Below are 21,971 nucleotides of genomic sequence, written 5' to 3' on the forward strand. Positions count from 1 at the left end.
AGTTGGAGTACATATTGACTAATTAAGTAACATTGTTCAAAGCTTGTGCCTGTCCAATAATGTGCTTAATTGTAATCACCATCCCTTATTTATTCTATCTCAATAAAAACTCTTTTTTTATAGGCCTTTTTTGGCCCTTTGTAGCCCGAAAACCGTGTAGCCTAATGGTTAAGGCTATGGGTCAAAAATAATTTTCAGCGCGCTATTATTTTTTCGTTCACCATTTAGACCAAAACCAGTTAAATTTCATTTAATCTTATGGACTAAAGTCCACCCTACATTGGTCAAGCAACGCATAACTTGATGCAAAAAAACCAAAAGACAAAGTAAACTTTGAGTTGTTGCTTTTAACTGAAAGCTAATAGCTACTTTACTAACAACTGCCCCTTAAAACCTGATGCGCCAAATATGAATAGCCAAGTTAATTTCATCTGAGGCGACAATAATTAGTTACAACTAAGACTTAATTTTAACGCTGTTATTTAACACCTCACTGCTGCATTAATTTCAGTTGCAATACTCTTACTCGATAAATCCGACTTAATATGTCGTTTAATTCGACTTTTTATTTTCTCTTCTGTGACCGAAACTGCATTTTTATCAATGTATCTGAAATAAACGCTACATTAACTTTATATCAACCTATTATAAACTTGAACGTAACTTTTTATAAAGTGAATATTGACTTAGATATTTAGGGAAGAAATGAAAATTATCAAGCAAAATAATGAATTGTCTAGTTCACCATCTGCGTTCAACTTTCGCTCAATATTCAGCTGGAAATTCTTGATTCGGTTCGCTTTATTTAGCCTATTTTGGGGCTTACTTACCCGTTGGCAGCAAAATTCTCTTGGCCTAGGTATTGTTTTTATTGCCATGGCTAGCGTGCTTAGCCTCTATTTAGCGCCACAACAAAAAAAACGACATCAGTGGCTAAAAAAACCATTCAGTATTCTATCATTTTTATATTACTTCTATGTTCAGTCTCTGCGAGGCGGATGGTCTATCACTAAACTGGCACTTAGCCCCAAGCTAAAGCTTTCGCCTGGCTTTATAAAATATCACACAGATTTAGCCAATGACTCGCAAGTGTTTACCTTTATGCAGGTACTAAGTTTATTGCCCGGTACCGTAAGTGCTAGACAAAATGCTCAAGAACTCACCATTCATGTGCTGGATATGAACACCTTTAATCAGGCCGAAATAGACGATTGCCAAATACGTATTAAACAGCTTTTAGGCACTAGTGTTCAACCGCTTATTGATGGTGAAAAGTGATGATAACCCTATTAGTAATTGCCACCATAGTGTTAGCTATTTTACTGCTGTTAAGTTTGCTGTTTGTCTTGCGCGCACCAAGTTACGCAGATTGTATTTTGACAACGCAGCTAGTGGGTACTATCGGTGTTGCTATATTGGCACTTCTGTCGGTTATTCAAGATCAGCCTTATCTGCTTGATGTCGCCTTAGTACTTGCGTTGTTAACGTCGATAACGATTGTAACTTTCACCCAACTTAGAGGTAAATCTCAATGAATTTAGCGGATATTTTTAGTGTGATATTTAGCTTAGCCGGGCTATTTTTTTTCTTTGCTGGCACGGTTGGTTTAATACGATTCCCCGATGTACTCAGTCGCCTACATGCACTAACCAAGGCTGACAATCTTGGTCTTGGATTAATGGTCATTGGATTATTACCACAACTGTCTTCACTTACTGATGGCTTTAAGTTAGTGCTTGTTTGGGGCTTGGTTATATTCTCCAGTGCCGCTTGCAGCTATTTAATCGCCTCTCAAGTAATTAACGAGCAATCCTTAAAAACACCAGTACCACCTTCAGTTGAGAGTAAATTGTGAACCTAGTGGTGATTTTTGATGCTCTGTTAATCTTCAGTATGCTCACCCTTGGCTGGATGAGTATTTTTTCTCTGTCACTTTTTCGCTGTATCGTATTTTTTGTTTGTTTAGGCCTTTTAGCCGCTATTGCTTGGGGACAGCTTGGGGCCTTTGACGTCGCTATTGCCGAAGCCGCTATTGGTGCAGGCATCACTGGCGCTTTATTGCTGGCTGCATGGAATCGAATTAGGCCTCATCGCACAAAAGCAATTGAGCCAAATCTGACTAACGCTAAGACAAGTCAAAAGGATACTAAAGAGCATGTTTAACAAATTAGATATTGAATATGACGGCCCCCCAGTCGATAAAAGTGCATTAAGTTTAATTGCCTCAGTATTGGTTGCCGGGCTTTTATTAGCCGTAACGATAACAATAGTACTTAGCGATAAGGGACATAACACTGGCCTAGCCACTGTAATTACTCAGAATATTGAGCTTAGTGGTGTTACTAACCCAGTTACCGCTGTGTTACTCAACTTTCGCGCCTACGACACCTTGCTTGAAATCGCCGTGCTACTAGTGGTTGTGCTGGCTATTTTACCAACGCGTGATCACCATACTCCATTCTTTAAACGCATCGAAGTAAATAAACAAAATTTGGTGCTATCGGCACTGCAGTGTTGGATTGCACCCGCTGTGGTTATTTTTGCCGGCTATTTACTTTGGGCGGGTGCCCATCAGCCTGGTGGTGCATTCCAAGCTGGCGCTTTGTTGGCAGGTGCTAGCGTGCTTCTGTTTCAAAGTGATACTTATCAAATTAACTACACCTCTCCTATAGCACGTGTTTTGTTAGTGCTTAGTTTGGGTGTATTTATCACCATAGGCACAGCCCTTATTTGGTTTGAAGGCAGCTTACTCACTTATCCCCTAGCATTTTCTGGCCTGCTGATACTGTTAATAGAAACCTGCGCTACGGTCTCAATAACCCTTGCATTAGCCTCACTTTATAGCAGCTTTATTGCTAATGAAAATTTATCAATTACCGACAATAAACACCGGACTATAGAATGACCTCTGCATTATTTTACTCTATGGCTGGCTTAGCACTTTTTGCTATTGGCTTTTTTGGTGTGGTGGTGGCTAGCCATGTGATGCGAAAAATACTGGCGCTCAATGTCATGGGTGTGGGTATCTTTATGTTCTTGATTGCCTTAGCTAAACGCAATCCACTGGTGGTTGACCCATTGCCTCATGCTCTGGTGTTGACCGGCATTGTCATCGCCGTAGCAGGCACCGCACTCGCCCTTAATCTAATGGTGCGAATTCATCACATTGATCAGTCTAGCCAAGAGCAAAGCAAGTGATGAATGACCTAAGCTCATCGCTACTCTTGCCAGCCATAGTATTTTTGCCTTTATTGGCAGCAATAATAGCGTATCTTATCGGCCAAAATCGGCTACAAGGCCCGATAAATATATGTTTTTCACTGGCGCAATTTTTGCTGATTGGGTTAACAACGCTACTGTTTTTACATGAAAAAACTGATCAAAGTGAGCGCTATATCATTGGAGGTTGGGGAGCCCCTCTTGGCATCGATCTCATTGTTGATGGTTTTTCAATCTTGATGCTCGCACTAACAGGCTTGCTTACGCTATTAATAACCCTGTATAGCGCCTCATATTTTTCAGGTAAATATAGTGCTAGCGACAAAAGCTTACGTTTTTGGCCCCTGTGGTGGTTATTAATCTCAGGGCTTAGTGCCTTGTTTATGTCAGCTGATGCTTTTAATATTTATGTCTGTCTAGAGATTATTGGACTCTCTGCCGCCGCCTTGGTTGCCCTGCAAGGCAATCGCGCCGCCTTACAAGCCGCATTAAGGTATTTGTTAGTCGGTCTATTAGGTTCACTTTTTTACTTGTTCGCCATTGCCATTCTCTATCGTAGCCATGGCACGCTAGATTTAATGCAAATAGCTGAGACAACCAACCATAGTTTTCCTGATAAGGTCGCGATGATCCTAATCACTATTGGACTTCTGCTCAAGATAGCTCTGTTTCCACTGCATTTTTGGTTACCACCCGCACATGCAAATGCCCCAACACCCGTTAGCGCGATACTTTCTGCGCTAGTAGTTAAGGCTTCATTGTATATCTTAATAAAGTTTTGGTTCGACGTATTAGGCGAAACCACCACCTTGGGTGCTTCTCAAGTGTTAGGTGCTTTGGGTGGTGCAGGCATTATTTATGGCTCATGGTGCGCATTTCGTGCCACACAATTAAAGCTGCTTATTGCTTATTCTACGGTTGCCCAACTTGGCTACATATTTTTATTGTTTCCCTTAAGTGAATACTCAATGGGGGTTAGCTCGTTTACTGGCTCTGCATCACAAGCAGCAGTCTATTTCATCGTTGCACATGCATGCGCAAAAGCGGCAATGTTTTTAGCAGCTGGCAATTTAATCTTAGCGCAAGGTGATGGCGAGATTGCTCAACTCAAGGGTATCGCGGTGCGCGAGCCACTTAATGTTTTAGTCTTTGCTATTGCGGGCATCAGCCTTATTGGTTTACCGCCGAGTGCTGGCTTTATCGCCAAATGGTTACTACTAACCACGGCTATCGAAAGTGGTCAGTGGTGGTGGGTAATCGTCGTCATTACAGGCGGACTCTTAGGGGCAATGTATTTGTTCAAGGTATTAAGTTTGGCCTTTTCTACAGACCCCGCTGTTATTGAGTCGCGCGCAGTAAAATCGACAGCGCCAGTATCGTCAGTATCGTCAGTACCAGTGTCAAACGTTATGACAACAGTCGCCCTAATACTTGCGCTGATCACCCTAGCGTTAGGTTTTAATGCAGAGTTTATTCTTAATATTAGTAATACAGTCAGTGAGGTAAATGATATATGAACATGAGCACACTATTACCTGCATTCATTGTCATTTGTCCTATTTTAGTTGGTTTGGCCGTTATGGCGACACCTGAGCATAGAGTCTTGCAGCGTCGAAGCCTAAATATTGGCGGCGCACTGATAACACTTGCCCTAATCGCCATGTTGTTGTCAGGTGTGGTCAATGGCTTAGACTTTGAAACACGCCTGCCACTGTTACCTAATATTGACTTTGTTCTTCACGGCGATGCACTGTCACTTTTATTTGTCAGCTTGTCAGGGCTGTTATGGTTGTTTACAACTATTTATGCCATCGGCTATTTTAAAAATAGCGCTAATCGCAGCCGATTTTTTGCCTTTTTTAGCTTATGTGTTGGTGCCACAATAGGCTTAGCGCTTGCTGGCAATTTAGTCACCTTTTTAATTTTTTATGAATTACTGACACTCGTTACCTACCCGCTAATTGCCCACAAAGGCAACGTGGCATCAATTAAAGCTGCCCGCACCTATCTTATTTATACCATGATAGGCGGTGTATTGCTGCTAACCGGTGTGGTTTGGCTAAAAGTGCTAGCTGGACCACTCGACTTTACCTCAGCAGGTTTGTTAGCTGAGTTGCCTGGATTAGACAACAGCCATTTACAGATCATTTTTTTCTTACTCATAGCAGGGCTAGGTGTTAAAGCCGCTCTATTCCCTTTGCATGCTTGGTTACCTATTTCAATGGCCGCACCGGCACCGGTAAGTGCCTTGTTGCATGCAGTTGCCGTTGTCAAAGCTGGCGCGTTTGGTATCGTGCGCGTTGTTTATGATATTTATGGTATCGAATTTGCCAGTGATTTAGGACTAACCGTTTTACTGGCCGTTATTGCTGGCTTCACCATCATCTATGGCTCAGTTAAAGCTTTGAGTCAGGATGATCTTAAAAGGCGCTTAGCCTATTCAACCGTAAGTCAGGTCTCTTATATCGCGCTCGGTACTGCGATTGCAGGGCCAATAGCTACTATTGGTGGCCTAGTGCACTTAGTGCATCAGGGTTTAATGAAAATCACGCTATTTTTCTGTGCAGGTAATCTTGCAGAAACCCTAGGCGTTCATAAAATCAGCCAAATGAATGGTGCAGGTAAACGTATGCCCCTTACTATGGCAGCGTTCACCATTGCTGCATTTGGCATGATTGGTGTGCCACCTATCGCCGGTTTTGTGTCTAAATGGTATTTAGGTGTGGGTGCATTAGAGGCACAGGCCTATTGGGTGCTCGGCGTACTGGCCATTAGTAGTCTATTAAATGCCAGCTATTTTTTACCGATCATTCATGCCATTTGGTTTAAAGAGCAAGATCAGCCGTGGCCCAAAGAAGTAGCTAAATTGCGTTTAGAAACACATTGGATGCTACTACTACCACCTTTGATTACCGCTTTTTTCGCCTTAGCCGTTGGGTTATTTGCCTCAAGTGCTTATAGCCCACTCACTTGGTCTGCCTTAATTGCCTCGCGGGAGTACCAAGCCATTTTCCCAGATATTTCAGACATAGCACTTAAATACAGTACGGGTCACCTTTGGGTATTGATTTTACCCACTTTATTATTATTCGCGATGGTGTTTAAAACTTTACGCGCTAAAGTCATTCGTTTGATCCCGCTTGCCCCACTACCGGCATTATTAGGGGCGATACTTGTGGTTAATGAAGATAAAGTGGAGCAGTCATTTTTACTATTAACCGCAGCCATTTGGTTTATTGCCGCGCTTTATGCCCAAACTTATATGACTAACGATAACAAAAAACACCGTTTTTACTTATTCTTTATCATAACCATGATAGGTAACCTTGGCGTGGTGTTAGCGCAAGAAATTTCATCCTTTATTGCTTTTTTTGCACTGATGAGTTTCTCTGCTTACCCGCTGATCTTGCATTCAGAAAGTGACGAAGCAAAGTCGGCGGCAACAACTTATATCCGGTGGGTGATATTTTCAGAAATAGTGTTATTTCTTGGCTTAGTGGGGAAAACTTATTACGCTGAATTTAGCACAAACGAGTTACCTGTTGTTTGGGTTGCAACATTATTGATTATCGGTTTTGGCGTTAAAGCCGGTTTGGCCACTTTGCATGTCTGGCTGCCCAAAGCGCACCCTGTGGCACCAATACCCGCTAGTGCCCTGCTCAGTGCGGTTATGGTGAAAGTAGGTTTGTTAGGTTGGATACGTTTTCTGCCCTTAGGAGATGCAAGCATCAATGTCTTGGCCCAACCTATGATGGTGCTTGGTTTTACCGCCACTTTCTTGGCTGCCATTTATGGCGCATTGCAAGACAATGCTAAAACCGTATTAGCTTACTCCACGGTTAGTCAGCTCGGCATTATAGTTGCCAGTATTGGGTTTGCTTTAGCGAACCCTGACAGCTGGGCATTATTGTTGCCCGCCATAGTACTTTTTGCTATGCATCATGGTTTTGCCAAGGCAAGCTTATTTTTTTGTGTTGGGCTCAGTTCAGCATTAAAACCCGGCCATAAGCTCACTCCATTCTTGTGGCTACTAGTATTAGTTCCAGCGCTATCATTAATCGGCTTGCCACTAAGCAGTGGTGCCTTAGCCAAAGCAGCACTCAAAGATGCCACTTCAAGCTGGCCATTGTTCTCCACGTTACTGGTTATGTCAGCTATAGGTACCACATTGCTGATGGGCCGGTTTATCGAACTGATGAGAGAGCAGGCGATATTAAATGCATCGAGTGCTAAACCCAATTGGCGACTTATCTTGCCAACAGTGCTTTCAGCCTTGATGTGTTTAAGCTATTTTTACACACCGCCATTTGAATTCAAGCAGTTTCAGACAATCGTTTCAACGCTAAGTTGGTCTGCTGTTTGGCCAGCGTTTATCGGTTTTTTGATCATTTTTGTCACCAAAAAGCTACGCGCTAAATTACCCGTACCTCCGGCTGGCGATCTATTAATTGTCTATCAAGCATTAGCAAGTTTAAGCACTAAAACTTGGCAAATAATTGCTAATTTAAATGCCAGTATCGCTCTATATATCGACATGATGCTGGGTCATTTACACCTATGGTCACTAAGTGTATCAAGGCGTTTAAGCAAACAATTAACGCTTGATAGGCCAGGCACTATCATGGTTGTTATGCTAGCCACTCTACTCTATGCCTTTTTAACTTAAGCCAATTTGTCTAATCAACAGCAGGAGATAACCCTATGAAACGTTTTAAACATATAATCATAAAAGTTAATGATCAAACTAAGCCTGAACTAGATATCGCCGTATTGCGAGGCATTGAACTGGCCAGTAAAACTGGTGCAAAAATAACTTTATTTGACGTAGTTGAACCGCATGAAACTATCCTCAGTAGTTATGCCGATATTGTCAGCCCTGCAGAGCTAACCGAATTTATTGTCGCCCAACGGCTCGACCAATTAACTGATTTAGCACAGCAATTACAAAGCACTGGTTTAGACGTTTCAGTCAATGTCGCCAAAGGTAAAAACTTTATTGAAATCGTTAAAGCCGTTATTTTAAACAAAGCTGATTTACTGATCAAAGTAGCAAATAAAAGTGAAAAGAGCTTTGACAGCAATGATTTTCATATCATGCGTAAATGCCCTAAACCTGTTTGGTTAATTAAAGAAGCGCAGCAGGATACAGTTAAAAAGGTATTAGCTGCCGTCGACCTTTCAATGGAACAGCATGCAGAAGGTCGTGCGCAAAATCGCATGATAATCGATATCGCCTCATCATTAAGTCAGTATAAAGGTGCCGAATTAACAATTTTGTCATGCTGGTCGTTATATGGTGAGGAAGCTCTTAGACATGGCGCATTCACCAGAGTGTCTCCCGCTAAAGTTGAAAGCTTATTAAAGCATGAAGAACGCGAATACCAAGAGAGTCTTAATATCTTGGTGAACGAGTATACGCAGTGTAAGTTTGAGCAAATATTAGCCAAAGGTAACCCAAAAACTATTATTCCTGCTTTTGTTAATAACAAGGGTATCGATGTTGTTGTTATGGGCACTATTGGCCGCTCTGGCATTCCTGGATTTTTAATTGGCAATACCTCTGAGTCGGTACTTCAAGCGATTAATTCCTCAGTCATCACCTTAAAACCCGAGAATTGGGTCTCACCCATATATTAAGCGTGGGTATATATACGTGCTTCACTACAAGCTGGAGATTTAAACAAGTTAAGAAATAGTATAAGCACCAAAGATATAGCGACAACTTAACCACAGTGTTACTGAATTTGATCATAATAGGAGAAGACAATGGTTTCTTTAAATAAGTTATTACTCGTAACCCCAGCAAACTCAATTCAAGCTTCAGTTGTTTCACAAGCAATTAAATTAGCAAAAAGTCATCACTCACACATCACCTTCTTTAGTGTGGTAGAAGAACTTCCTAAAGATCAGCTCGCATTGGTCACCCTATTGCCTTCGAAAGAGCTAATGGACAATTTACAAAAAGATCAGCAGCGAGTTTTAAAAAAGAATATTGAAAAGTTTTATCACCCCGCTATTGCTGTTGACGCACAAAATACAATCGGCGTACCTTTTATTGCCGTGATTAAAAAAGTACAGCAAGAAAACTATGATCTGGTGATATTAGCCGCAAGAACGGGTGAGCAAAGTCGTAGAAGGTTTTTTGGTAGTACCACTATTCACCTCATGAGGAAATGCCCTTGTCCGCTACTAGCGGTTGGTACAAAAGCCGATGAGCCAATTAAGCGCATAGTGGCGGCTATAGATGTTTATGCGCCAAGCAAAGAAGGGCTCGCGCTTAACAATACCATTTTAACATGGGCCGCCCATTTAGCGGTGTCAGAAAAAGCAGAATTACATGTTATACATGCTTGGCAATTGCCTGATGAAGATTATTTAAAAAGCTGGGGCCATAACTCTGCAGTTGATCGCCTTGAATTAATCATGAAGCAGCAATTGGATAGAAAAAAACGTTTTGATCACTACATCAACAATCACTTTGTTGATGGCGACTTGCCCATAACAGTATTGATTGAGGGGATTGCTCAAGAAGAAATCCCTAAATACATCGCCGAGCAAGACATTGATTTGCTCGTAATGGGCACGGTATGTCGAACCGGTATTGCTGGACTTTTTATTGGCAACACGGCTGAGTCAATATTAAGTGAAGTCTCATGTTCAGTATTAACGTTAAAACCTATAGGCTTTACCTCACCTATTAAATAGGCTTTTATTTTAAGATAACATTGTTATAAAAATAAGGCTTATGCTTGGTGCTGCGACGACAGCCTAATCCCTAATAACCTGAGGCCTTATGAATGCTAGAGACAATCAATAATAACGCCTATAAGCGTTATAAATCGACCTTGACTAATGAATAGCAATCAGATGAATGCTATTCATTGCTCGCCTATGATATTTGTAACACATTTTTCTTGTACTAAGCTCACTACTCTTGCGCTAAGTTGGCTAATTAACTTTCAACTAATATTAAGTCGCTTACCACTATGTATTTTCTCATCAAGAAACTGGCGAAGATTACCGGCTTAAAATAGCGTAAACTGTTTGATAGAAGCTATCGAAAGGTCAGAAAAAAGCATTGAAATTTTTTATTGGGGATTTACAAGTCAACAAATAGGGTTTTAAATAGATAAAAACTTCCTTGTTTAGGTCTGAAAATAACTAAAGTGATAAGCGCTGGATCATTCACTCAATTACAGTGTCAAATAGCAAAAGAGAAGAATATTGAGCATAGAGGATTACTCAACATATTCATGAGCTTTTAAAGCCTCTAATGACACGACTTTTAACGCTTTTTGGTTAGTAGACGCAAGTATAATCGGTGGTGCAACCTTGTCTGCAATCGCTTGATACCAGCGAACAGCGCACAAACACCATTTGTCACCCGCTTTTAAGCCGGCAAAGTTATACATATGATTAGGCGTGATTAAATCATTACCTTGTGCTTTTGAAAATTCTAGGAATTCGTCGGTCATAACCGCACAGACACTATGGTTACCAAAATCATTTTCGGGTACATAACAGAACCCTTTTCGGGTGAAACCCGTATTACTACAACATAACTCTAAACGCGTGCCTAATACATTGAATTGATTTTCCATGAATATGCCTTGTGTTAATTAACATTAGATTAAAAGGATAATATTACCATGCTAGACAAAAGTAAGCTTAATCCCGTCCAAAATGATAGCACTGAACGCACTTCTACCGGTAATTATAGTCTTAAAGAAATCGCCAAATTTGATAAGTTAGCTGAAAGTTGGTGGGATTCAAACGGTCAGTACAAAACCGCACTTGAATTTAATCGAGTGCGAGTAGCTTATTTTATAGCGCAAATTTGCAAATTTTATCATCGCGATCCCAACAAACTAAATCCTCTGCAAGGCTTACATATTTTAGATGTGGGCTGTGGTGGTGGTTTAGTTTGTGAGCCTTTGGCAAAAGCAGGCGCTACCGTGGTGGGCATCGATGTCAGCGAAATGAGTATTGAAGTCGCAAAACGTCATGCTTTAACATCTCAACTTGATATTGAGTATCGTCACGAGCATGCTCAACACACCAGTAAAAACGATGAAAATCGCTACGATGTGGTGATTAATGCTGAAGTCATTGAACATATACCCAATCAACAAGACTTACTGAAGCAATGTAGTCAATTATGTAAAGTAAATGGCTGTGTCATCATGGCAACGCTAAATCGTACGATTAAATCTTATCTGGTCGCCATTGTAGGTGCTGAATATATTATGCGATATTTACCCATTGGCACCCACAGCTGGCATGCCTTTGTTAAACCAATTGAATTAAATAACATGGCTGAAAACGGGCGATTACAGTTAGTAACCGGCATTGGCATGACATATAACTTATTCACTAAAACCTGGTCTACAACGTCCAGCCTAGCGGTTAATTATGTGCAAGTATACCAGCGCTTAACTCCTGATTAGCACGGAAAATGAGCACTTTTTATGCAAGATAAAGTTGACCGATATGCTCACAAACTTTGTTGTTATCTTGCGTTAGGTGACTTTTTTCATAGCAAACAGGGTCGACTTATTTGGCTCTATTGAACAACACGCTTATTCAATTATAAAGTGAATGGCTTAAAGCTTTAGGGAGAAAATGAGTATGTTAGCCAACGTTTCCGATAGATTGAAACATATGTTTTTTGATGGAAGTTTTTGTCAGGCTGACAGAAAAATAAGCTACCAAAGCGGTCATTCATATCGTAGCGTTGGCATGACTTCAAAGTGCGCTTAGTTAACGTTAGGTATTGAAAAGCTTAATGTCTTCTTAGAGCGACTTGCAGATAGTCGGGGGCATTCAATCCTATGGCTATTTTTCGTTTATTGCAGCCGTTCACAGTAAAATGATAACTGACTCAACCGAGCAAATACCGGGAAGTCAACATCTTTACTAACATGCCATCAAACGCCACCCTTTCAACGCCTTATTAGCAAACCACGGAAAACCCAGTGAGGGCAGAGCCCGTAGATGTCACGCACAACTGTCCTGTCGGTTTAATCCAAATGAATGAGTCAGGGCTTTTTACACGGCCATATATTGGCAACAGGAAAAATAAATTAACGCGATGTATTATATAAAGTATTTTTTTTGCGTAATGCTTGCTTTTAACTCAGCAGACTCCGTATGATTTTTTGCTCATAATATGAACATATAGGCCATTGCCTCTTCAGGAAAGCAACGTGCATTCACTTCACATCATGGGGGTTGATTAATAGGTAGTTGTTACCTTACACCTTGGGTACCCCAACTATAGGATTATCACACGACACAACACAACATAAAATAGAAGTAGATAATGAAAAATAAAAATATAGTGTTAAAAATCTGCTTAACCGCTTTGGCTTTGTCTGTCGCTGGTTTAGCAAATGCACAAGATGCCGATATGCTCACGTACTCTGCAATATCGGGTGGTGAGTTGAGTATAGCAGGGCAAACCCCATTCTCAGGTAATAATGTTGGCGGACATCTCGCTGCACAAGCGGTCGTTGTTATCGGTGCTAATAGTGAGGTAAATGACATCTATGCTGGCGCTGCCGTGGGAGTCGGGGCAAATGCCATCGCTCACAACATCATCGCGGGCGCTGCCATTACCTTGGGCGCTGATGCGTGGTCGAAATTTATTACAGACGAGCAATTAGCCACAATCACCTTTGGCGCTGGGACCTATAACGATAGTAACTAGAGAGACGGCTGCGAAGATGGTGTAGGAATTCAGTCTAATGACGACATGGCAAAGAAGATGACCATCATCAAAGAGAGATTTGTAGGAGGCGCGGTTAACGCGGCGACTTCATCGGTTAGTTGCGGTCACTTGTATGCGACGGGCGCCATTAGTATAGGTAGCATTGGTGTAGAGAGTGACGGTAGTCCAGCCACTTGTGAAAATTCAGATGCTGTCTTCACTTATCTGGAGACACTCGATTAATTAGCAATAATGACGCACTGTATGTAATACGTGCCATTTCTCAGAGTTGATGGTCAGACGGTTATAGTCTGGCCATTTTTTTGCCAAAGTAAGTAAATAGATAGCCTGCCCACCAAGGTAAATCATTAAAAGGTCTCAGTGCAGGCCACCTCGGATGAGACCCTCTACTAGCACAAGAAATATGTTCAAACTCAGACAAGTCACTTCCTCACTTTCGAATATGACTATTATTGGCGACACTGAAGAGTTTCAGGCGAGTTGCTCTTGTTATACGCGGATAACCTAGCGTTATGGTACTTTTTGAAATGAAAATAAGCTAAGCGCTATTTAAACAAGCCTGAGCATTAGCAATACCCTGTGTACGTTTTAAACCCACATGCTCAGCAGTACCCACAGCACCGGTGAAAACACCTTCAAAATTTGAGGTGAGCTTTTTAACCCACTTTTATCACTACTGTGCAGTCTTGAGAGTATTTGCGCGGTGTTAGTGTTAATCGCACCCCGTTTGTCTTCTCTTATCACTCGTCTGGTTTCATCAACGAGGGTCAAGTAATCCTTTCAGCTAAAAGAGATGCCTACTGATTTTTCTTGGTGTTCATTACTTGTGAAAGGCAATAACATTGAGGGTTGCTCACCCTTGATGGCCGCTTTGATACCCAGCTGAATACGGGTAAAGCTCGATTGCTCTGGTGTAGTGGCAATCCTTACACGTATGGGGTTTAAGTCAACACTAGCCATACATGCTAGTAATGCACCTTCGTCCAGTAAAGCTTGAGCGTTTAAAACGCTCTTCTCAAAAATGTCCTGTACACTTATCTTCTGTGTTGGCTTGGCGGGTAATAGGCTCGTTTTATGAGCGCACAAAGCAACTAATATCGATTAAGCGTTGTTTATAGGCAAAGGCTGCTGCTTTAACCCTTCCTAGCTCGAATTTATCTACAGTGTGATTGTATTAATATCTCTTGGTCAGGATGGTGCCTTTAAACAACTTATGCTAACGAGTCAGCAGATCTAATGTAGACTCGTTTTTTATTGGTTCACTATTCACATGCAGTTCTGAATTCAAATGATTATGTATGACCGCATGGGCACAAATATCAATCACAACCACTTGATATAGTTGAAAAATACGTTTTAAATCCAACTACGTCTATGCTCATAGCTAACACCCGCTTCTTTATCAACACCACATAAAAAAGCTTTGCGGACGGTTCGACTGCAAATATGATGTAGAGTAAGAGGCGGAGCGTAGTTGAACTATTTCTCTGTTTCTCCTCCCCGAACCGTACGTATACCTTTCAGCGCATACGGCTCTCCACTTAATTGTGGCTAACAGCCATTGCAACATCGTTATAGCCAGACGTAACCGTGTTTCTAATTTCATCTCTAAGATAAGGATTTGATTCTGGTAATCACCAACGAAATGGTAATTTAGCGCTACTCACTAACCTAAATAGTGATGTTGCACATAAATTACCTCTGTTGCTTTTACCAAATAGCACCCAAGTCTTAGCCATTAGCATCACCCCATAACTTTACTGTTTGTTTTCGCAGGTAAAATTAGAAACTGTCATTTGTATGAAGTTAGTTCCGTTTCCGTGAAATACCGCTTTTTTGTTGTACTTTTGACAATGCTCTATAGCCATAGTTGCAACATTTGATGGCAGTTGACTACATTCGTTTAGCTCAGAGCTAAACGATTTATAGGGATTGCAGCCAGCATCGAACCCCATGGACATTTCGGCATAAGTAATCGTTAGTCCTTCACTGCTGGCTTCGCCAATTTTGGGATCGGTTAATGTTTTAGTATTCGATGTTGACACTGATGATACATCTCTAGGTGGCTCTGGTGAAGCACAGCCAGCAAGTCCAATAGTGAGTAATGATACAACAAGGTAATTTAGGATTTTTATCATGGTAGTGATCTCATTAAATTAAGTAAGCGTAGTTAGCCTCCATTTAGTCTGTTCTCACGACAAAATATCACCTTCCTACAATGTGTTTACTTATAACCGCTCTTTGATAATTCACTCCTTGATTCGTTAACTATAGATCACCTTTGTTATTTATCAAGTTTATGGCGGTTCTGATGTTTCACTCTAATTTTTCCAATTTAAATCTTCTTCAAATGTTAGGTAAAAATATGAGGTTATTTGCTCATATTTTTATTTAATCCTATTGTGGTTTTTTAGTCATTGCTTGGTTCTTTACCTTACTTTTAGTAATCATAATTATTTAATGCGTTCTTTAAGGCTTTTACGACTTCAACTTTAAGATAGGTTAGTGACTCGCACATTACATTTTAATCAAAATAAAAACAAAGCAACAGTGTACGAGAAGGAAATATAATTACGTTTCTTGAAAGCTACCATGAATTATCTCATTCAGATTTCAGGAGAAGCATATAGCTGCTTTGAGAATCATCCTATAAGCATATACGTGACGTTCAACCAAGGCAGGCTTGGGGAAAATATGCTAATAGGACACAAAGTTTAATTGATTGTCAAAAATCTGTTTTGGTTAGTTCCAATGTTTATAACGTACTAGATGATGAAATTAACTTTTATAATCCAACTATCATTTTTCAACAGGTTAACTCCTATTATAGTTAGGATAATACGGATGGGTAAAATTGTTAATACCATCTCTGAGATCAACAGCAGAAGCGAACTACTTACTTACTTACTTACTTACTTACTTACGCACTTTGCCATTGAAGATTACTAGTTTAATGACGAATGACTGTTGAGGTGGCGAAGTGGACTATTTATTGTGATAAATATGTGTCTAAATTAGATCGGCTATTTGGAAAAATTGAATGTTCAGATATGAGTCGCCAAAGGCATCATGAGCTTACAAGAGTCATAGCAATTATTCTCGTTCTACAACTGTATTTGATTTTTTGATCATGATATTAGTCTAAAAATCAATTTTAGGGATGGCTGCTATGCTAATAATTATCAAGTTAACCTTCGACCTTCTGAAATCAACTAAAGAGTGTGCAATCGAATTCTATCTATACAAAAAATTTCAAAATTTTTCTTCCACTCTTGCGCACCAAGAAGGCAGGTTCCAACTTTATTTGGAATGTTTTTGATACTTTTTTAATAAATAAGACTTACTGCCAAATTTTTTCTGTCTTTATTTAGCTTCTACAATAGTGTGTAACCTATTGTTCAGCGATTTTTTGTAGCTCGGACTTTAGTCCGTCAACCGTTAAGCGAGCGGTTAATGTTATGGGATCACTGCTGTCTACAGCAAGTATTGTTTTTTTGTTCAGCATTTAAACCAGAAAAAGATCAAATTTCATTTAACCTGATGGACTAAAGTTTAACCTAAATAATGCCTAAGAGTGATCATGCTGTGTTAAATTTTTTTGTGATCTTTTGTAGGTCTAACTTTAGTCCGTTAACTGTTTAACTGTTTAACTGACTATTAACCTATATAGGAAAAATATAAATAGCCAAGTATTATCCGCTTTAATCTATATCGTGTAGCGGCCACAGAACAATGTAGTCTTCAAAGTCTTCTAATTGAACCTCGTTATCTTTAACAATTTTGCCACGAACTGACATGCCCGCCTGATGCATAGCTGATTTTTTACCATTGTGAAGCAGCGGATGCCAAGAGGGCATGCCTCTGCCCTCTTTTAAACGACGATAAGTACAACTTGTTGGCATAAAAAACACATCATCTAAGTTGTCTTGGGTTAACTGCACACAATCTGGCACAAGCTCAGTACGTTGCTCGTACTTAGAACATTGACAACTTTTATCATTAAGTAAATGACATGCAATGCTCGAGTAACTCATTTGCTCGCTTTCAGTAATATGTGTTGTCGGCATCAGATCCATTTCGTCTGTGGTGCTTTCATCGTCAATAAATTTATGTAAACAGCATTTAGCACAGCCATCACATAATGACTCCCATTCGGGTCTGCTCATTTCATCTAATGATTTGGTTTCCCAAAAACGTTCGACTGGCACTTTTTTTGATTTTATTATCGAACGGTTACTTTTTTTACTCATAGGGCTAATTATCGCTGTTTATTACTTTCTATTATTTTTTAATACGTGCTATTTAATACTGTATTTTTAATACTTTTATTGAATAGGTGGATATTTAATCTGATCTGATAAATGTCCAACTGAACTGACAAAGTAATAAGATAAATTCCAATGCATTAAGCTTTTGTAGTTGTTGTAAGCCAAGTAAGCACGACCTTTTTTGTCATCAGGAAAAACTAAGGCGGCTTTAATATCAACTACAGGTAAGTTAGTACCGTCGCTGCGTCGAATGCCTAAAGCTTGCCACTGTGCCAAGGTTTTTTCACTTTTAGCCCAAGCTTTTAACCAGTTTTTACGACCACCAGTATTTTTAGGAATCGCTAACGAGGTATCAAAACCACTGGGTAGCTTAACTTGGCGGCCCCAAGTAAGTTGATCACTCCAGCCTTGTTTATTCAAATAATTTGCCATTGAAGCAAAAACATCCGCTTGGTTGGCCCAAATATCTTTTTTACCATCGCCATCGCCATCAACGGCATAGCCAACAAAAGAAGTGGGTATAAACTGATTTTGCCCCATAGCACCGGCCCAAGAGCCTTTCATATTGACACTATCAATATGGCCCTCTTTTAATATTTGTAACGCGGCCCAAAGCTGCTTTTTAAAGAAGACTTCGCGGCGTCCTTCATACGCTAAAGTTGATAACGCAGAAATAACATTATAGTTACCCATTATTTTGCCAAAGTTAGTTTCTAGCCCCCAAAGCGCGACAATAAAACGCGGTTGCACACCGTATTTTGCGGCTACTTTTTTTAGCAGCACTTCGTGTTCTTTATATTTTGCTCTAGCACGCTTTATTTTCCAATCCGGTAAGCGCTTTGGTAAATAAGTATCAAGTGTTTCAACCGTTTCCGGCTGATTGCGATCGGCTTTTACCGCACGTTGATGAAACACAACATTAGCAAAAGCGTCATCAATTAATGCTTGTTCAAAACCCTTAGCTAGCGCCTCTTGCTTGAGCTTAACAATGTATTGCTCAAAGCTGACTTTAGTATCTGACGCTGTCGGTGCTTTGTCAGCAGCAAAGCTAGTTTGTGAACACAGGGCTAAACAAAGTGAAAGTAATAATATTTTTACTGATTTTATCGCGTTGATAGAGCGCATTATGATTCATCTCCTTGACTCTCATCACTACCTTGCATATTAACCTTGTGCGCTTTTAGCATGTCTTCTTCCTGCGGCGTTAATTGCAAGTAATAACCTTGTTTAACTAAACTTACTTTTACTTTATCAAGGTCAGAAAAGCCCAGTTTTACTTTTGTTGCGAGGTTAAGCACAGTAACCAACACGGGCTTACCAAACATTTTCATTAAGGCTTCAGGCACATCAGAAAAATCATCTCGTTTATTAATAAAGAGATAGGTTTGTACTTTTTTGGAACTTTTATAAACACTACACAGCATAATGGAGACCTATGATTAAAAATGGATTATGAAATGTTGCTAACTTGGCTTTATCTTAGCAAGCTTTGAGTAAAGTTATTATCACAAGACGACAACGCCTTTACTTGTTATATGATGTTTTACTCTGCGTAATTCAAGCATCAGTTATGCGCAATTTATCCCTAACTGATAGTTAAGTTATTGAAAGTCATTCTCAACAAATGCTAGCAATTGATCACCTAACAAGGGCTTACGCCAACCGCGCATAATATCAACCATGCTGGGGTTGTTCTCTGCATCATTGAGCTTGAAATGCCAAGAAAGAAATTGATTTATTTGTTTTTTAGACGCTAAGTTCTCTGTCAGTAAGTTGGTTTGTGTACTTAATTCGTTAATATAATTTTTAACTTTTTTAAAGTTCTGTTTATATCCAGGATATTCGTCCAGACGAGTAATTTGCTTAGGTAATTTAATATCTTGTGCTTCAGCTACACGTTTTAATACCGTCAGCATAGCGTTACCTTTATGGCGAATATCAAGTAATTCAACACCTTCAATGCTCGACATAGCACCGACATTACTGGGATTAATTTGCGCTAAGGCGAATAAGGTATGATCTTTGGCAATAAAACCAATCGGCCGATCTTTTAGTTTAGCTTGTTGATAGCGCCAAATGGTTAATTGCTGTAATCGATAAAGTTGTGGTGGATTTAAACGCCAAGCCATTTTAACATTGAGATACAACTGGCTTTCATCAATGACTTTAAACTTACGTTCAACCATGACATCACTTTCTTCTTTTACTGCCGCCAGCCAACCAGACTGTTCAATATCGGCCATTAATCTAGGCAGAATATCAAACAAGTGCTCAACATCAGCCGCCGCATAACTAAGTTGCTTTTGTGTTAGCGGCCTTTTCATCCAATCGGCCCTAGATTCAGACTTGTCTAATTCTATCCCTGTGTAATGCGCAATCATAGCGGCATAGCCCATTGATATGCCATGACCTAAAAATGACATAATAATTTGACTGTCAATTAAGTTTAAAGGCTGACAGTTACCTGCGGTAAGAAAAACTTCAAGATCTTCGGAGCACGCATGCAGCACTTTTTGCACATTCGGATTTTCAAGTAATTGCCAAAAAGGCGATAGGTCTAGCAAAGCAACTGGATCAATTAAGGCTAAGGTTTTACCGTCGTTTATTTGAATCAGCCCTAATTTTGGATAGAGCGTTCGTGTGCGCACAAACTCAGTATCGATAGCCAGTATACTTGCTTGGGAATAGCGTTGACAAACTAGATGTAATTGCTCGGAGTCTTCGACATAAATTCTTTCAAGAGTTGCTTGCACGTAATATCCTATATAAACCAAATACTAAGAAAATCGCTTGTTGTTACATTGAAACGTTAACAGCGGGTAACGGGAAGTTGCATTATACTAATTTGACTCATTAAATAATCACCTTGCTCATCAGGCACAATGGATAAATATGAGGCCTAAAATTTAGTCAGTAGTTATTCACCTTATAAATTTTATAACCTGGTAACTTTTCATTTTAACTATTAAAAATAAGCAGATAATTAATCAACTTGATATTAAGCGTACCATAGCCTATTTTCTAATTGTTTTCTAACGATTGCTAAGATGATATTTAATGGCTCAGCACAAATAAAAATGACAAGTTCGAGAGTTAATTGAACTTGTCATTTTTTTCAGCACTAAATTTCAACACTAGCATAGTACGATTTTTAACGTTTACGTCTAGTTACTTGTTTGCTGCGGTGTTGATGTTTTTTCACTGAGCGACGAATTCTGCGACTTTTTGCGTTATCCATGGCTTTTTCGTCAACCTTAACTTTACTTTGTATTTCAGGCGCTAAATCAACCAGTGTTCTGTAGTAGTTAACATCTTTTAAGTTTAATTCTGTCCAACCACCTAAAGGTAACTGACGCTTCATTTCCATGTCACCGTAGCGAACACGGATCAAGCGGCTTACTTGTACATCTTGGCTTTCCCACAAACGACGAACTTCACGGTTACGTCCTTCAGACAGCACAACATGGAACCAATGGTTACGACCTTCACCACCTCGATAAGTAATTTTTTGAAACTTCGCAGTACCATCTTCTAATTTAACGCCATGGCGCAAGGTTTGTAACATGGCTTCATTAACATCACCAAATATACGTACAGCGTATTCACGTTCAACCTGTTTTGAAGGATGCATTAAACGATTGGCAAGCTCACCATCAGTGGTAAAAAGTAACATGCCTGAGGTGTTAATATCCAAACGACCTACCGCAACCCAGCGGCTACCATCTAACTTAGGTAAACGGTCAAACACTGTTGGGCGACCTTCAGGATCTTTACGGGTACACATTTCACCTTCCGGCTTGTTGTACATCAGTACCCGGCAAAAGTCTTCTTCTAATGCCTTAAGCTTAATTTGATGGCCATCAACTCGAATAAGTTCATTGCCTTCAACACGATCGCCTAAATAAGCAGTTTTACCTTCAACACTCACACGACCAGCGCTAATGTAGGTTTCCATTTCACGACGTGAACCAGCACCTGCTCGTGCTAATACTTTTTGCAATTTTTCAGACATAGGTCTTAACTCTCTTACGTCAGTAACTTCACAGATAACAGGGTATAAAACCGGCTACTATTACGTCTCTGTCTCTTTAAGTTTAGGGTAAATAACCCCGGTGTTTAATTATTATAATGGTGATTATAGCTAAAGTGTTAAACACCTTAACTAGTAAAATCTGCCATAGGCATTAGTTCTGGCAATTGGTCCAGTGATGTTAGCGAAAAGTAATCAAGAAATTCTTGCGTACTTGCATACAATACAGGTCGACCTGGCACTTCCTTATGACCTACAGTTTTAATCCAATTTCTTTCCGTTAATGTCTTAATGATTTGACTACTAACACCAACACCGCGAATGTCTTCTATTTCACCACGGGTTATCGGTTGTTTGTAAGCAATTAACGCTAATGTCTCTAAAATAGCACGTGAATATTTCGGTGCTCTTTCTTTATATAAATGCGCTAAATCATCACTAAATTCTGTGGGTGTTTGAAAACGATAGCCTGAGGCTACTTTATTAAGCTCAACACCACGGCCTTTATATTGGGCCTGAATAGCGATGATTATATCACGAATACGAAGATTACTAATACGATATTCAATTAAAAAATCACGTTTAAGTAATTGCACAGACAACGGCTTATCTGCAATAAATAATGCGGCTTCAACCAAGCGTTGTAGCTTGGCATCATCGATGTCTTTGTGGCGTATTTTATCGGTTATCATTGCGGCTAATCTCGACCTTAATTCTGTTATAA

20 protein-coding genes and 1 pseudogene are annotated in these 21,971 nt (G+C 39.9%); 12 read left to right on the forward strand and 9 right to left on the reverse strand.

Annotated elements, in window-relative coordinates:
- Nucleotides 1-705: 705 nt before the first annotated feature.
- From H4J46_RS00465 to H4J46_RS00510, 10 genes are all read left to right on the forward strand, one after another.
- Nucleotides 706-1,278 carry a Na+/H+ antiporter subunit E gene (locus tag H4J46_RS00465; RefSeq protein WP_182231639.1) on the forward strand — a complete coding sequence of 191 codons (573 nt, stop codon included), beginning with the start codon at nucleotides 706-708 and terminating at the stop codon, nucleotides 1,276-1,278.
- The gene (locus H4J46_RS00470) at nucleotides 1,278-1,535 is read left to right on the forward strand and encodes a monovalent cation/H+ antiporter complex subunit F (RefSeq protein WP_182190842.1); all 258 of its coding nucleotides are present in this window, start codon (nucleotides 1,278-1,280) and stop codon (nucleotides 1,533-1,535) included. Before H4J46_RS00465 ends, H4J46_RS00470 begins: the two co-directional genes overlap by 1 nt.
- A complete protein-coding gene (locus tag H4J46_RS00475; protein WP_182231640.1) occupies nucleotides 1,532-1,855 on the forward strand; it encodes a monovalent cation/H(+) antiporter subunit G in 324 nt (107 codons plus the stop codon). The genes H4J46_RS00470 and H4J46_RS00475 overlap by 4 nt, the downstream gene beginning before the upstream one ends.
- On the forward strand, nucleotides 1,852-2,163 hold the full coding sequence (locus H4J46_RS00480; protein ID WP_310650186.1) for a hydrogenase subunit MbhD domain-containing protein: 312 nt from the start codon (nucleotides 1,852-1,854) through the stop codon (nucleotides 2,161-2,163). The genes H4J46_RS00475 and H4J46_RS00480 overlap by 4 nt, the downstream gene beginning before the upstream one ends.
- Nucleotides 2,156-2,905, forward strand: coding sequence for an MnhB domain-containing protein (locus tag H4J46_RS00485; RefSeq protein WP_182231641.1), 750 nt, complete (start codon nucleotides 2,156-2,158; stop codon nucleotides 2,903-2,905). Before H4J46_RS00480 ends, H4J46_RS00485 begins: the two co-directional genes overlap by 8 nt.
- Nucleotides 2,902-3,198, forward strand: a complete 297-nt coding sequence (locus tag H4J46_RS00490) for a cation:proton antiporter subunit C (RefSeq protein ID WP_182231642.1) — start codon at nucleotides 2,902-2,904, stop codon at nucleotides 3,196-3,198. The genes H4J46_RS00485 and H4J46_RS00490 overlap by 4 nt, the downstream gene beginning before the upstream one ends.
- Nucleotides 3,198-4,736 (forward strand): complex I subunit 5 family protein, encoded by a 1,539-nt coding sequence (locus tag H4J46_RS00495; protein WP_182231643.1) that lies wholly within the window; start codon nucleotides 3,198-3,200, stop codon nucleotides 4,734-4,736. Before H4J46_RS00490 ends, H4J46_RS00495 begins: the two co-directional genes overlap by 1 nt.
- A 2-nt stretch (nucleotides 4,737-4,738) precedes the next feature.
- The gene (locus H4J46_RS00500; RefSeq protein ID WP_259365618.1) at nucleotides 4,739-7,885 is read left to right on the forward strand and encodes a complex I subunit 5 family protein; all 3,147 of its coding nucleotides are present in this window, start codon (nucleotides 4,739-4,741) and stop codon (nucleotides 7,883-7,885) included.
- Nucleotides 7,886-7,920: 35 nt separating this feature from the next.
- Complete coding sequence (locus H4J46_RS00505; RefSeq protein WP_182231645.1) at nucleotides 7,921-8,856, forward strand: universal stress protein; 936 nt, start codon at nucleotides 7,921-7,923, stop codon at nucleotides 8,854-8,856.
- 129 nt (nucleotides 8,857-8,985) lie between these two features.
- Nucleotides 8,986-9,924 (forward strand): universal stress protein, encoded by a 939-nt coding sequence (locus H4J46_RS00510; protein WP_182231646.1) that lies wholly within the window; start codon nucleotides 8,986-8,988, stop codon nucleotides 9,922-9,924.
- A gap of 533 nt (nucleotides 9,925-10,457) precedes the next feature.
- Here H4J46_RS00510 and H4J46_RS00515 read toward each other — a convergent pair.
- On the reverse strand, nucleotides 10,458-10,820 hold the full coding sequence (locus H4J46_RS00515) for a DUF2237 family protein (RefSeq protein ID WP_182231647.1): 363 nt from the start codon (nucleotides 10,818-10,820) through the stop codon (nucleotides 10,458-10,460).
- A 48-nt stretch (nucleotides 10,821-10,868) separates the two neighbouring features.
- On the opposite strand from H4J46_RS00515, the gene ubiG reads away from it, so the two are divergent.
- Both ubiG and H4J46_RS00525 read left to right on the forward strand, forming a co-directional pair.
- Nucleotides 10,869-11,666, forward strand: a complete 798-nt coding sequence (gene ubiG, locus H4J46_RS00520; RefSeq protein ID WP_182231648.1) for a bifunctional 2-polyprenyl-6-hydroxyphenol methylase/3-demethylubiquinol 3-O-methyltransferase UbiG — start codon at nucleotides 10,869-10,871, stop codon at nucleotides 11,664-11,666.
- Between the two features lie 875 nt (nucleotides 11,667-12,541).
- Entirely contained in the window at nucleotides 12,542-12,928 is a 387-nt protein-coding gene (locus H4J46_RS00525; protein WP_182231649.1) for a hypothetical protein, read from the forward strand.
- Nucleotides 12,929-13,487: 559 nt separating this feature from the next.
- Here the strand turns inward: H4J46_RS00525 and H4J46_RS17595 are convergent.
- The 8 genes and pseudogenes from H4J46_RS17595 to scpB all read right to left on the reverse strand — a co-directional run bounded on the left by H4J46_RS17595 (nucleotide 13,488) and on the right by scpB (nucleotide 21,939).
- A pseudogene (locus H4J46_RS17595) lies at nucleotides 13,488-14,395 on the reverse strand (transposase).
- A gap of 311 nt (nucleotides 14,396-14,706) precedes the next feature.
- The gene (locus H4J46_RS00535) at nucleotides 14,707-15,087 is read right to left on the reverse strand and encodes a hypothetical protein (RefSeq protein ID WP_182231650.1); all 381 of its coding nucleotides are present in this window, start codon (nucleotides 15,085-15,087) and stop codon (nucleotides 14,707-14,709) included.
- 1,563 nt (nucleotides 15,088-16,650) lie between these two features.
- Nucleotides 16,651-17,199 (reverse strand): YcgN family cysteine cluster protein, encoded by a 549-nt coding sequence (locus H4J46_RS00540; RefSeq protein ID WP_182231651.1) that lies wholly within the window; start codon nucleotides 17,197-17,199, stop codon nucleotides 16,651-16,653.
- Between the two features lie 75 nt (nucleotides 17,200-17,274).
- Nucleotides 17,275-18,342: a lytic transglycosylase domain-containing protein gene (locus H4J46_RS00545; protein ID WP_182231652.1), complete on the reverse strand. Its 1,068-nt coding sequence runs from the start codon at nucleotides 18,340-18,342 to the stop codon at nucleotides 17,275-17,277.
- Nucleotides 18,342-18,641, reverse strand: a complete 300-nt coding sequence (locus H4J46_RS00550) for a YcgL domain-containing protein (RefSeq protein ID WP_182231653.1) — start codon at nucleotides 18,639-18,641, stop codon at nucleotides 18,342-18,344. Before H4J46_RS00550 ends, H4J46_RS00545 begins: the two co-directional genes overlap by 1 nt.
- Before the next feature lie 177 nt (nucleotides 18,642-18,818).
- A complete protein-coding gene (gene rnd / locus H4J46_RS00555) occupies nucleotides 18,819-19,970 on the reverse strand; it encodes a ribonuclease D (RefSeq protein ID WP_310650188.1) in 1,152 nt (383 codons plus the stop codon).
- Between the two features lie 398 nt (nucleotides 19,971-20,368).
- Nucleotides 20,369-21,229, reverse strand: a complete 861-nt coding sequence (rluB, locus tag H4J46_RS00560) for a 23S rRNA pseudouridine(2605) synthase RluB (RefSeq protein WP_146880085.1) — start codon at nucleotides 21,227-21,229, stop codon at nucleotides 20,369-20,371.
- A gap of 146 nt (nucleotides 21,230-21,375) precedes the next feature.
- Complete coding sequence (gene scpB, locus H4J46_RS00565) at nucleotides 21,376-21,939, reverse strand: SMC-Scp complex subunit ScpB (RefSeq protein WP_182231654.1); 564 nt, start codon at nucleotides 21,937-21,939, stop codon at nucleotides 21,376-21,378.
- Nucleotides 21,940-21,971 lie beyond the last annotated feature (32 nt).

The organism is Colwellia sp. MB02u-6 (assembly GCF_014077095.1).
Classification (GTDB): Bacteria; Pseudomonadota; Gammaproteobacteria; order Enterobacterales; family Alteromonadaceae; genus Cognaticolwellia.